Raw genomic sequence first — 12,781 nt, forward strand, 5'->3', positions numbered from 1 at the left:
GTAGCGAAAAAGATTCGCTACGTTTGTGGTGCGTTTTATGCTCCGATTAAGATATTGCTTGCTTTTATGATAGCTACTACTTCATCGCCAACGTTTATTTTCATCTCTTGAGCTGATTCGTTTGTGATGATTGCTGATATTTTTTGATGATTGCTAACTTCTATGATAACTTCAGCATTTACAGCACCAAGTTTTGCTTCTAAAACTTTACCTTTTAGTTGGTTAGCTGCTGAAAGTTTCATGCCTTTTCCATCTTCTTTGCCGATCATTACGCTTGGAGCTTTGAATATAAATAAAACTTCTTTGCCGACTTTAAGGTCTAAGTTTTTTTCACTTTCTACTGTGATAGTAGCTCTTAGCTTTTCGCCATTGCTTAGTTTAGCAGTAACTTCTGAGTTTACTGCACCTGTTTTGATATCTGTGATTTCAACTAATAGTTGATTTCTAGCACTTAGCTTCATATTCATCCTTTGTAGATGCGTTAGGGCATCTTTGCTTATATCTTTGCTTTTGCAAAGTTCGTCTAAAAATAATTTTTGGGCTTTAAGAATTGCATCGTAAGTATTTATGAGTCCTTTAGCATAATCGCTTAGTTCGCTACCACTATTTTTTCTATTGCCATTAACTCTTATGATAAGAGGCTCTTTTGATCTATTGTTTAAAAAATCCAAACAGTCCCAAGCATTTTTGTACGATATGTCGATAGCAGCCGCAGCTTTTGTTATGCTTTTTGTCTGATCTATAGCTTTTAACAGCTTTATGTGTTTTCCTAAAACTGCAGTATCGCTATTTAAAAACAGTTCTAAACTAACATCTGCTTTCATGTACTTCCTTTATATACTCAAATTTACTTTCAGTGTCTGTAGTATATATCTATTTTTTGAATAAATTTTAAACTATCCAAATGCTAAATTTATATAAAAAGACTAAAAATAATAATTTATAATATATAAAGGTAAAGTCATGTAAAATTTAAAGCTTTAGAGTATAAATTTACGGAGATTGCATGAAAAAAGTGATTATAGCAGTTTTATTTTGTTCTATTTTGGGTGCAAATGAAACCGATATTTCATCGTTTGATGACGAATTTAGCGATAAACCGATCTTTGATCCGCTAAGTGGATACAATAGAGTGATGACAGATGTAAATGATTTTATGTATAGAAATATGTTTACTCCTGTGTTTAAGGGTTATGATTATATTATGCCAGATGAGGGACAAACTGCGATTTCAAACTTTTTTGATAATATTTTATTTCCTATAAGATTTATAAATAACTTATTGCAATTCAAATTTGCAAATGCTGGTGAAGAAACTCTTAGATTTATCGCAAATACGGTAGTTGGATTTGGTGGCATAAGTGACGTGGCTACGAATGTTTATGGATTAAAAAAACACGATGAAGACTTCGGGCAAACTCTTGGATATTGGGGCGTTGGAAGTGGATTTCCAGTAGTTATCCCTATCCTTGGACAATCAAATTTAAGAGATATTGCTGGGCTTGGTGGGGATTATTTTATAAATCCACTTAGTTATAGCAATGATGTTTGGGCTAGAGATAGTAAATTTTTTGATCTAAATTTAGCTATAAAAACAGAGCAAATGATAAACGAAAACTCACTAGATCCAGAAAAATATCAAAAAGCAACTTCTGGAGCTGTGGATTTATATACATTTATAAAAAATGCCTACGAGCAAAGAAGAAACGCACTAATCAAGGAGTAAATTTGAAAAAGTTAATACTATTTTTATCTATTTTTAGCCTATCTTTTGGGCTTGAGCTTGCTAGCATTGAGCCGGTTATGAAAGAAAATCTTAAAACTGCTATCAGCATCGTGAGTGATAAATCGCTAAATGATATGCAAAAGTCTAACAAGTTATTTGATATGTTTGATTCGTATTTTGATTATACTTTGATGGCAAAACTTGCATTATCTAAGCATTATAAGGCGTTAAACGATGAAGAGCGAGCTAAATTTACCAAGACTTTTGAAGCCAGACTTAAAAAATCTTTCACAGATAAACTATCTCTATACACAAACGAGCAAATAGTTATAAAAGACGCGACTATTCCAAATCCAAGTAGGTATTTTGTAAATGCTGCTATCATTAGCGGCGCTGACACTTATAGCTTGGTTTTTAAATTTTACAAAGCCAAAGACAATGACTTTTTGATCTATGATGTTGATATACTCGGCGTTAGCGTGATACAGACCTATAGATCACAGTTTGATGATTTGAGTGGTAAGGTTGATTTTAATGAAATTTTAAAACGCTTGGAAGTGACAAATTTGCCAGATGACAACAAAAAAGCAAAATGAATAAAATATTCAAATTTATAGTAAATTTCCCAAAATTAGTTCTGCTTGTTAGTGTTATTTTATGCTTAATTTTTGGGATGTTTTCTACTAAATTACAAATCGATGCTTCTACCCAAACACTGCTTTTAGATAATGATAAAGAGCTTGGGATCTGGAGAGAAATCTCAAAAAGATATGAAACGCCAAATTTTTTAGTCGTTGCATATACTCCAAACCAAGATCTGCTATCTTCAAAAACACTTGATAAAATAGCTAAAATTTCTAATGAACTTGAAAAAATAGATGGCGTAAAAAGTGTTCTTTCTATTTTAAATGTTCCACTTTTGCAAAACGCAGATATTCCAGTAAGCGAGCTGGTCAAACACGTCCCGACTCTTATGGACAAAGACGCAAATTTAAGCGCAGCAAAAGACGAGTTTCTCTCAAGTCCGCTTTATAAAAATAGCCTTGTGAGTGGGGATTTTAAAACCACTTCTATAGTGATAAATTTAGAACCAAATGAAAAATACGACGCATTCATCGAAAAAAGAGATCTGCTAAAAAGCCTAGAGCAAAATAAAACCATAACCCAAAATCAAAAAATTGAGCTTGAAGCTTTGGACGTTCAATTCAAGCTTTACAGAGATGAGCTTCGTATAAAAGAGCATGAAAATATAGAACAAATCAGGGCAGTTATAAGCCAAAATAGAGGCGATGAAAGGCTGTTTTTAGGCGGAATAAATATGATCGCTGATGATATGATAGGCTTTGTCAAAAATGATCTTTTGGTTTATGGAGTTAGCGTTTTAATCCTTCTTATGCTTTGTTTGTGGCTATTTTTTAGACAGATTAGATTTGTCTTTTTGCCTATTTTTATCTGTATTTTATCTGTGATTTTGGCAAGTGGAGTTTATGGGCTTTTGGGATTTGAGATAACTGTGATTAGTTCAAATTATATCGCGCTTCAGCTCATCATCACGATTTCAGTTGTAATTCACTTGATAACTGGATATAGAGAGCTTTATATTTTGCATCCAAATTATACGCAAAAACAGCTTGTTTATCTGGCTTTAAAATCACGTGCAAATCCATGCTTTTTTGCTATTTTTACCACTGTTATTGGCTTTGTTTCGCTTTGTTTGAGTGATATAAAGCCGATCATTATGCTTGGGCTTATGATGAGTGGTGGGATTAGTATATCTCTAGTCGTGGCGTTTGTGGTGTTTGGATCTTTGCTTGTTTTACTAAATAAAAAAGAGCCAAAAAGAAGCTTTGAAAATAGCTTTAAATTTACCCATTGGTGTGCAAAATTAGCCATAAATAGACGACAAATCATCTATATTGTTAGTATTTTTATATTTATTGGTGGGATTTATGGTATATCAAAACTAAGAGTTGAAAATAGTTTTATAGGATATTTCAAATCAAGTACTGAAATTTACAAAGGAATGGAAGTCATAGACAAAAGTCTTGGTGGAACCGTGCCGCTTGATGTGACTATCAAATTTAAAGATACTAAAAGCAATGAAGTAGCGACAAAAGATGAGTTTTTGAGTGAATTTGAGAGCGAATTTAGCCAAAACGAATCAGATCCGCGCTATTGGTTTTCAACTTATAAAATGGATGTAGTAAAAAAAGTTACTAGATTTTTAGAAGATAGAGAGTTTGTAGGGAATGTAAGCTCTCTTGGAACTCTTTTAGAGGTTGGCAAAGCCTTAAATAAGGGAAATGAGCTTGATTCTTTGAGCCTTGCTATACTTTACAACGGACTTCCAGATGAGTATAAAAAGATTCTTTTGTCGCCTTATGTAAGCATAGAAGATAGTGAAGTTCATTTCGTGATTAGAACCATAGATAGCGATGAGAGGCTAAGGCGTGATGAGTTTATCAAAACGCTTCAAACAGACCTTAATGAGCTTTTGGCAGATGATAATGTAGAAGCTAGAGTTAGTGGAGTTATGGTGCTTTATAACAATATGCTTCAAAGCCTTATTAGCTCGCAAGTTGATACATTTGGTTTTGTTGTTTTAGCTCTTTTTATTGTATTTATTTTTATATTTAAAAGCGTTAAACTAGCCGTTATTGGCATTGTTGCAAATTTAGTCCCGCTTTGCGCTGTTTTTGGGATCATGGGAATGGCTGGAATCCCGCTTGATATAATGAGTATCACAATAGCTGCAATCAGCCTTGGTATCGGCGTGGACGACATAATCCACTATATACATAGATATAATCTTGAAATCAAATCCAAAGATAAAATAAGAGCTATTCGCTCAAGCCATTCTAGCATAGGATATGCTATGTATTACACATCTTTTGCGGTATTTTTGGGCTTTAGTGTTATGAGTTTTAGTAACTTTTGGCCGACTATATATTTTGGTATATTGACTGATCTTGTTATGGCTATGATGCTTTTAGGAGCTTTGCTTCTTTTGCCGGCTCTTATTTTGTCATTTTATTCGACAACTTGTAAAAAAGAGTAAATATCTCTTACGTTTGGCGTATGGGCTGCGTACCAGATAGCTCTTTTTTCTTGCTCTATTTTATGAACTACTCCGCTAAAGATAACGTCGCATTGCACCACGCTTACACCGATATTTGTGCTATTTATGAGGCTATCAGATATAAGCTCTTTTTTTAAGTTTGCTAATATGGCAAGCTCATCAGAGCTGGCGCAAATCCTATCTTTTTTGTATTTTATATATGTTTTTATCTTTTTTACTTCGTATGTGTTTTTTGCTAGCTCGACTAATTCTAGTTTTTGGGCTTCATTTTCTACTTCGCCTATTAGTAAAACTTCTCCCCAAAACGATTCTACATCAATGTCGAAATTGCTTAGATTTTTTGAATTTACGATTTTTGTTTGGATTTTTGTTTTTATGATTTTATCTTTGAGGATAGAATAAATTCCTCTTTCATCATTTGATAGGCTATATGCACTATAAACTGTGTTTGCATTCATTCCAGCTGCTACGCCGATACAGCCACAAAACATAAAAGCCAGCAAGGTCAAAAATATAATTTTTTTCATTTTGGTTATTTATGTAAAATTTGAGTTTTGTTTATTGTAACCAAGAGGAGCTTAAAACTTAGAATTTGGGCTATATTCAACTTGAATTTATATAAAATTTGTTAGAATCTTAACTTAGTATTTTGTTTTTATTGGAGAGTAAAACGACCTGGTGGCGTTCTAGGACTTCAAATCCTGTGGCGGGGCGGTTGACCGTTTCGCGGGGTGTTCGATTCACTCACTCTCTCGCCAAATGATTTTGTAAGTAATTTTTATAGGTAAGGTTTTATGAAAGTTGATAAGATCCGCGATTCGTTTTCTTCTGGTCTTTTAAAAAGAGCCTACCTAATCTCTATAATATCTATATTTGCTATAGTTTTTTTACTCTTTTTTGTATTTTCAAGCAAGGTAGAAAAGCTAGAAGATGAGCTAAAAGCAAATAATTTATACTATATGACAAATGTCATAAATCAGATAAATTACGTATATCATGATCTATCAGTTATTTCTCAAGAGGATTTGTTGGCTTATAAATTTGAAGAGATAGTAGCTAAAAACGGTGCTGTGATGTCTATATATCTCATAAATGATAAGCTTGATATTTTGGCTTCCATAAACCATTCTGGAAACAAACTAGATAAATTCCAAATCGAACATCATAAAAAAGAATTTGAGAGCAAAGACACTTTTATATCTAAATTTTATTATTACAATGATGATATAAGCTTTTATATTTATATCCCTACTACAAATAATAAAGCATTTATAGTCGAAATGGATGCCAAAGAACTTGTCAAAAATATGCTTGCATACTCGAAGCGAAAAAACGGATTTTTGATAGATAGCGATGGATTTATGCTTCCTGGAGATAAGGGCTATAGCGTATATGACGACTTTGATTTGGATATTTTATGGAAAACAACAAAACATAGCATAGCCATAACCACAAAAAATGATCGCTTTTGCTTTTATCATATATATTTTAATGAAGCTTTAAATTTAGGAATTGTTTCTAGAAAGTCGGTTTTTGAGTTTTTTAGCACTGATTTAGCGTTGATAACTTGCTTGTTTTTGATTTTGGCTTTGGTGTGTTTTATAGTTTTGGATCTATTTTTGTTTTTCAAATACAGGATTATCGCTCAAGTCGATGGGCTTCAAAAGCTACTAAATGGGCTAAAAATAGGAGAAATCCCAGCAAAGGTCATCAACTACGACCAAAAATTTTCAAATATAAGCAATAATATTTTAAATTTATATCTAAATCAAGTTATAGCGAAAAATGATCTAAGAGATTATAAAGGTCAATACTCTTTAATCTTCCAAAAAAGCAATATCAATATACTTTTTGTCGATGCAAAAAATGGAAATATTATAGATGCCAGCCAAGCAGCCATTGACTTTTATGGATATGAAAAAACAGAACTTATAGCTATGAATATCTTTGACTTGCAAATCACAAATCAATATGATGAATCGTACAATAAAATTTCATCAGTTTATGGATGTGATAGCATTGTTTGCAATCATAGATTGTCAAATGGAGATATTAGAATAGTTAGAATTTCTAGCACTATCATTACTACAAATTTTAACAGTTTTTACTTTATGATCGTTTGGGATATAACAGATGAGCAAAAGAAAATAGACAATATCAATAGCGAAAAAGTATTTTTGGAGTTAAGTCCGATTTTGATAGTGTCATTTGAGCTAGATGATATCTGGAAAGTAGTGCAGATCTCAAACAACGTCCAAAGCATACTTGGATACAAACTTGAAGATATTTTGCTTACTAAATTTAGCTTTAAAACCTTAATACATGATGATGATATATCTGCTATATTAAGAGATGTTACGCATAGGGCTAAGCTTGTGGGGACTTCTTATGAGAGCGATACTGAGTTTGATAGGTTGTGCCGTGTTAAGATGGCAAATGGTAAATTTGAGTGGTTTAAGATATTTATCAAAATATTTAAAACCGAGACTTCTACGACAGCTACTATTTTTATGTTTAAAAATACAGAGCAAAAGGTCATGGAAGACATCTATAAAGAAAGAATCAACAAATACCAAAATCTACTTCTAAGTACATCTTCAATGCCTTGGGATTATGACTGCAAGACTCAAATTTTGACATTTTCACATAGTCTTGCTTTGCTTCTTGGATATGATGGTTTAAATGAGCTTGGAGTTGTTACTTATCCAAATTTATCAAAAGTTATACACAAAAATGATTTGATAAAACTAGATAATGCCTATGAAAGTTATGTAAATGGACTGAGTGATAACTTTTTTGTGGAGCTTAGATTTATCAAAAAAGACGGAGAGCCAATCTGGATACAGATAAAAGGAAGAGCGATATCTAAAGACATAAATGGTGTACCTGTGCAGCTTTGTGGTATGTTAGAAGATATCAGCAAAAAAATTGAATCAAGATCTCAGATAAAACTCATCGCAAATATCTTTTCATACGCAAGAGAAGGTATAGTTATAACCGCTTTGGATGGAACAATTATAGATATAAATGATTCATTTACTCATATAACTGGATATGCCAAAGAAGATGTCGTAGGCAGAACCCCAAGCATACTAAAATCAAATAGGCACGATGGTGCTTTTTATAAAAAAATGTGGGATGATATCCAAGATATTGGTTTTTGGCATGGTGAAATTTGGAATAGAAGAAAAAATGGAGAGATATATCCAGAAATACTAACTATAAGTTCTGTAAGAGGCGAAGATGACGAGCCATTGCACTATATAGCGATATTTTCAGATATGACTAGAAGCAAAGACAATGAAGAAAAACTAAGAAAAATAGCCCATTACGATACGCTTACAAAGGTGCCAAATAGATTTTTGGCATTAGAATATTTAAAAGATTTTATGGATAACGCAGACAAAACTCAGCGTAAATTTGCTTTAGCTTACATAGATCTTGATGGATTTAAAATAGCAAACGATATTTACGGTCATCACTGTGGCGATGCCGTGCTTGTCAAGATGACAAATTTCATTAAAGATGCATTAAGACCTAATGATATATTGGCTAGATTTGGTGGAGATGAGTTTGTCATCATCATAAATGACGTGGAAAACCAAGCAGAATTTACTAGCCTACTAGATTCTATTATAATTGCTGCTAGCAATGAAATAGTAGTAGGCAGCAATAAAATCGCACTGAGTGCTAGCATGGGCGTGACCATTTATCCTCAAACAACAAATCTTAGTATAAATGACTTATTAAAGCAAGCAGATTGGGCTATGTACCATGCTAAACTTGCTGGTAAAAATCGTTATTATATATTTGACACACAAAAAGATATGTTGTTTGATTATTACAACGATCTTTTGATATCTAGTGATAAATTTGAAGATAATGAGTTTATTCCTATGTATCAGCCTATAATAGATGTGGGGCTTGGAGCTATTACTAGTTTTGAGCTGCTAGTCAGATGGAAACATCCAGTCAAAGGCATTATGCTTCCGCTTGACTTTTTAAATATTCTTAGAAATAAAAAGTGGTTTAATGAGTTTAGTATATGGGTTATTAAAAATGCAATAAATGCTATAAATTCTCTTCCAAACTCAGATATCAAATTTAGCGTCAATGTGCCGTTTTATCAGCTGATGAATGATGAATTTTATGCTAAATTTGAAGAGCTTTATGTAGACATGGCGCCTTTTTCTAGATTAGTCATCGAGATTACTGATACACCATTAGCTCAGTATCCAGATATTAAGCCAGGCATCTTTGATAGGTATAAAAAATTTGGTATTGATTTTGTATTTGATGATTTTGATGCAAACACAGCAGTTGTGAATATTTTAAGAGATATTCCAGCTTCTAGATATAAGATAAGTAAGTCTTATGCGACCACGCTTTTAACAGATGTAAAAAATATAGAAATAATCAAAAATATACTATGCTTGTGTAATGCCTTTGGCAAAATAGCCATACTAAAAGGTATAGAAAATAATTATATCTATAAGATAGCAACAGATCTTGGATTTAAGCGAATTCAAGGCAACTTTATATCTAAGCCAGTCCTCAGCCAAGACATAAAAGCAGTTATGGAAGATATAGTTGTGCAAAAAGTTAATGAGCCAAAAGAGGATAGATCAAGCTACTATGAATTTCTAGTATTTCAGATGGTTTGCATAACAAAAATTACTATTTCTATAGATAACAATAACTCTTTATTATTTGATTATACGGAATATATAAAAAAATATAAGGAATATTTGGATAAAATAGTTGCTGTTCCAAAATGTTGTGAAGATGTAAAAAATATCATTGATAGATTGCATAATGAAGAACTTGATAAGCCAATAAAAGATAGTTTATTAGCAGAGCTAGAAAGCAAAAGGCTTTGCATTTTAAATAGTATAGATGGAGATTAGATTGAATTATACTGATAAAGTTGTATATGAGCATGAGATTCCAGACGGCTCGAAGCTCTATTTTGGAGATAGTGCTAGGCTTAAAAGAGAGATAGAAAATAAAGCCAGTTCAATTCTTTTGAAGAATGGTTTTAGCGAGATTATTACGCCTTATTTTAGCTATCATCAGCACCTTAGTGTTGATCCTATAAAGCTAGTTAGGTTTTCTGATAGAAACAATCACGAAATAAGCCTAAGAGCTGATAGCACTGTCGATGTGGTTCGCATTGCAACACGTCGCATAAAAGATACAAGCACTAAAAAGTGGTTTTATATCCAACCAGTTTTTAAATATCCAAGCACAGAAGTTTATCAAATAGGCACAGAAATCCTAGATAGCGACAATCTTTTAGAGTGTATGAATATAGCAAAAGAGCTGTTTGATGAGTTAAAAATAGAGCCTTATTTGCAAATAAGCAATATAGAAATTCCAAAAATTATTTGCAAGCTTCTAAATTTACCAATTGATGTTTTTGAAAATGGTAGAATAGAGGTTATTTTAGGTCAAAATTTAGAGTGGTTAAACAAACTAGCTACAATAAAAGACGCAAAAGATATTGATGAGGTTATCTCTATAGTACCAAACGAGCTAAAAGAGCCACTTGTTTTGCTTAAAAATTTAGCTGACTCTTTTGAATGGAAAAATAAAGTCTACGCACCACTTTATTACTCTAAAATGCGCTATTATGATAAGCTATTTTTTAGATTTTTGAGTGGAAATTCTATTTTAAGCGGCGGTGGAAGCTATGAGATAGATGGTAGGATTTGTGTTGGTTTTGCTATTTTTAGTGACGCTCTAATCGAAAAATTAAGTAAATAATAAAAGGATGATATTATGAAAAAGGCAGATTTAATAGTTGGAGTTCAATGGGGAGATGAGGGCAAAGGCAAGATAGTTGATATGCTTTCGCAAAATTATGATGTAGTTTGTAGAAGTGGTGGCGGACACAATGCCGGTCATACTATTTGGGTAGATGGCATAAGATATGCTTTACACCTTGTTCCAAGCGGAATTTTGCATAAAAATATTATAAACATAATAGGAAATGGCGTCGTTGTAAGCCCTGAAGTTTTGATAACTGAAATGGCACAATTTGACGGACTTGAAGGAAGATTTTTTATAAGCGATAGAGCTCATCTAAATTTAGCCCACCATTCGCTAATAGATCAAGCAAAAGAGAGATTAAAAGGTGATAAAGCCATAGGAACAACTGGAAAAGGCATAGGGCCAGCATACGCAGATAAGATCAGTAGAAGCGGTCACAGAGTAGGCGAGCTTTTAAATCCAGAGTTGTTGTGCGAAAATTTGATGAAAGACTTTGAAGAAAATAAAAAATATTTTGAAGCCTTGGGCGTTCAAATTCCTCAAAAAGATAGTATTTTGGCTGATTTAACAAGATTTAGAGATGTTTTATCTCCATATATCACAAATACAACTGAGCTTCTATGGAATGCAATGGATAATGACAAAAAAGTCTTGCTTGAAGGAGCTCAAGGAACACTTCTTGATATAGATCACGGTACATATCCTTATGTGACTAGCTCAAACACTATTTCAGCTGGAGCTTGTACTGGTCTTGGACTAAGCCCAAAAAGCATAGGCGAAGTAATCGGTATCATTAAAGCTTATTCTACAAGAGTAGGAAATGGCGCATTCCCTACTGAAGATATGGGAAGCGATGGCGATAAGATGTGTGATATTGGCAAAGAGTTTGGCACGACAACTGGCAGAAGAAGAAGATGTGGTTGGTTTGACGCTGTTGGTGTAAAATACGCTTCAAGACTAAATGGAGTTGATACTTACGCACTTATGAAACTTGATGTTTTAGACGGCTTTGAGAAAGTTAAAATTTGCAAAGCTTATAAGTACAAAGGCGAGAGCATAAACTACTTCCCAGCTGATCTTGAAAACGTAACTCCAGTATATGAAGAGATGGATGGATGGGATAGCATAAGTGGTATCAAAAAATATGAAGATTTGCCACTAAATGCTAGAAAATACATAGAAAGAATAGAAGAGCTAACTGGCGTTAAAATCGGCTTTATATCAACTAGCCCAGAAAGAAACGATACTATTATTAGATGAATACCAAATTTAGCCCTATCATCAAAGTAAGAAAACAAAATATCGACAAGATAGAGATAAATCTTGCTAGATGTAGGGCATTAAAAAATGAGCTACAAGAGTCGCTAAAAATGGCGACCGCAGCTCTTGAGAGTTATAAATTTCCAAAAGGCGGCAATGCAAACACAATCAAAATAAGCCTAGAAGAGCAACGTCTTTTAAGAGAGCAAAAAGATAGCATATCTGAAAAACTAAGCTTAAACCAAAAAGAAATTTCTCACTATGAGTTTCAGCACAAAAAGGCTTATATAGAGCTCGAAAAAATAAAATATCTACACAACGAAGAGATAAAAAAATATATCCAAGCAGTCAAAAAACTAGAAGCCTCAAATCTCGATGAGATAGCAGTCCAAAGATACTCTTTTATGAAAGACGAACAATGAAATTTGTATTTATATTTGTATTTTGTTTTGTAAATTTGATGGCAAATGATTGGAATGCTATATATGAAGCAAAAAAAGATGAAATACAAAGAGAGTTTGAAAAAATCGATAGCGCAAGACAAGAGTTAGAAGCTTACAGAGCTGCTACCAAATCGCTTTTTGACAAAAGAGAAGCCGATGTCTTGAAAAAAGAGGCTGACATAAATAAAACGCTAGAAGAGATAAGCAAAAAAGAAGATAGCATAAAAGAGCTTTTAGCAAAAAATGAGCAAATTTTAGCTGAGCTTAAAACCATAACCACTGATAAAGTTTTGCAAGTCTATGAAAAGATGAAAGACGCCCCAGCAGCAAGCATAATAAGCGGCTTGCCAAGACAGGACGCCGCAAAGATACTCTACTCACTCCCACCTAAAAAAATATCATCAATACTATCAAAAATGGATCCAGCCATCGCAGCTGAGATAACAGAAATCCTAAGAAAAGATGAGCTTTTTAGCGATAATAACGCAACCAAATAAATTT

10 protein-coding genes and 1 tRNA gene are annotated in these 12,781 nt (G+C 33.0%); 9 read left to right on the plus strand and 2 right to left on the minus strand.

The features are described from left to right. Window positions 1-35: 35 nt before the first annotated feature. Window positions 36-824: a TOBE domain-containing protein gene (locus CIG1485E_RS02115; protein ID WP_038453205.1), complete on the minus strand. Its 789-nt coding sequence runs from the start codon at window positions 822-824 to the stop codon at window positions 36-38. 182 nt (window positions 825-1,006) lie between these two features. Here CIG1485E_RS02115 and CIG1485E_RS02120 point away from each other — a divergent pair, with 182 nt between their 5' ends. From CIG1485E_RS02120 to CIG1485E_RS02130, 3 genes are read left to right on the plus strand one after another with little or no spacing between them, the layout of a single operon-like run. Then, entirely contained in the window at window positions 1,007-1,726 is a 720-nt protein-coding gene (locus CIG1485E_RS02120; protein ID WP_038453208.1) for an MlaA family lipoprotein, read from the plus strand. 2 nt (window positions 1,727-1,728) lie between these two features. Beyond that, window positions 1,729-2,322 carry an MlaC/ttg2D family ABC transporter substrate-binding protein gene (locus CIG1485E_RS02125; RefSeq protein WP_038453211.1) on the plus strand — a complete coding sequence of 198 codons (594 nt, stop codon included), beginning with the start codon at window positions 1,729-1,731 and terminating at the stop codon, window positions 2,320-2,322. Next, a complete protein-coding gene (locus tag CIG1485E_RS02130; protein ID WP_038453213.1) occupies window positions 2,319-4,784 on the plus strand; it encodes an efflux RND transporter permease subunit in 2,466 nt (821 codons plus the stop codon). Before CIG1485E_RS02125 ends, CIG1485E_RS02130 begins: the two co-directional genes overlap by 4 nt. On the opposite strand, the gene CIG1485E_RS02135 is transcribed toward CIG1485E_RS02130, so the two are convergent. Beyond that, window positions 4,757-5,332, minus strand: coding sequence for a BON domain-containing protein (locus tag CIG1485E_RS02135; RefSeq protein ID WP_038453215.1), 576 nt, complete (start codon window positions 5,330-5,332; stop codon window positions 4,757-4,759). The genes CIG1485E_RS02130 and CIG1485E_RS02135 overlap by 28 nt on opposite strands. Before the next feature lie 133 nt (window positions 5,333-5,465). Here CIG1485E_RS02135 and CIG1485E_RS09440 point away from each other — a divergent pair. From CIG1485E_RS09440 to CIG1485E_RS02160, 6 genes are all read left to right on the plus strand, one after another. Next, window positions 5,466-5,563: transfer RNA gene (locus CIG1485E_RS09440), tRNA-Sec, on the plus strand. Window positions 5,564-5,599: 36 nt separating this feature from the next. Beyond that, the gene (locus CIG1485E_RS02140) at window positions 5,600-9,712 is read left to right on the plus strand and encodes a diguanylate cyclase domain-containing protein (RefSeq protein WP_038453217.1); all 4,113 of its coding nucleotides are present in this window, start codon (window positions 5,600-5,602) and stop codon (window positions 9,710-9,712) included. Between the two features lies 1 nt (window position 9,713). Continuing rightward, a complete protein-coding gene (locus tag CIG1485E_RS02145) occupies window positions 9,714-10,571 on the plus strand; it encodes an ATP phosphoribosyltransferase regulatory subunit (protein WP_081867121.1) in 858 nt (285 codons plus the stop codon). 15 nt (window positions 10,572-10,586) lie between these two features. Next, the gene (locus CIG1485E_RS02150; RefSeq protein ID WP_038453223.1) at window positions 10,587-11,837 is read left to right on the plus strand and encodes an adenylosuccinate synthase; all 1,251 of its coding nucleotides are present in this window, start codon (window positions 10,587-10,589) and stop codon (window positions 11,835-11,837) included. Beyond that, a complete protein-coding gene (locus CIG1485E_RS02155; protein ID WP_038453225.1) occupies window positions 11,834-12,259 on the plus strand; it encodes a flagellar export protein FliJ in 426 nt (141 codons plus the stop codon). Before CIG1485E_RS02150 ends, CIG1485E_RS02155 begins: the two co-directional genes overlap by 4 nt. Continuing rightward, window positions 12,256-12,777: a MotE family protein gene (locus CIG1485E_RS02160; protein ID WP_038453227.1), complete on the plus strand. Its 522-nt coding sequence runs from the start codon at window positions 12,256-12,258 to the stop codon at window positions 12,775-12,777. The genes CIG1485E_RS02155 and CIG1485E_RS02160 overlap by 4 nt, the downstream gene beginning before the upstream one ends. The last annotated feature ends 4 nt before the right edge of the window (window positions 12,778-12,781 follow it).

Source organism: Campylobacter iguaniorum (assembly GCF_000736415.1).
Taxonomy (GTDB): Bacteria; Campylobacterota; Campylobacteria; order Campylobacterales; family Campylobacteraceae; genus Campylobacter; species Campylobacter iguaniorum.

Excerpts from the sequence above, each read along its gene's own strand:
- CIG1485E_RS02130 (WP_038453213.1), top strand. The coding sequence starts at position 2,319 with ATGAATAAAATATTCAAATTTATAGTAAATTTCCCAAAATTAGTTCTG.
- CIG1485E_RS02150 (WP_038453223.1), top strand. The coding sequence starts at position 10,587 with ATGAAAAAGGCAGATTTAATAGTTGGAGTTCAATGGGGAGATGAGGGC.
- CIG1485E_RS02115 (WP_038453205.1), bottom strand. The coding sequence starts at position 824 with ATGAAAGCAGATGTTAGTTTAGAACTGTTTTTAAATAGCGATACTGCA.
- CIG1485E_RS02135 (WP_038453215.1), bottom strand. The coding sequence starts at position 5,332 with ATGAAAAAAATTATATTTTTGACCTTGCTGGCTTTTATGTTTTGTGGC.
- CIG1485E_RS02120 (WP_038453208.1), top strand. The coding sequence starts at position 1,007 with ATGAAAAAAGTGATTATAGCAGTTTTATTTTGTTCTATTTTGGGTGCA.
- CIG1485E_RS02160 (WP_038453227.1), top strand. The coding sequence starts at position 12,256 with ATGAAATTTGTATTTATATTTGTATTTTGTTTTGTAAATTTGATGGCA.
- CIG1485E_RS02140 (WP_038453217.1), top strand. The coding sequence starts at position 5,600 with ATGAAAGTTGATAAGATCCGCGATTCGTTTTCTTCTGGTCTTTTAAAA.
- CIG1485E_RS02155 (WP_038453225.1), top strand. The coding sequence starts at position 11,834 with ATGAATACCAAATTTAGCCCTATCATCAAAGTAAGAAAACAAAATATC.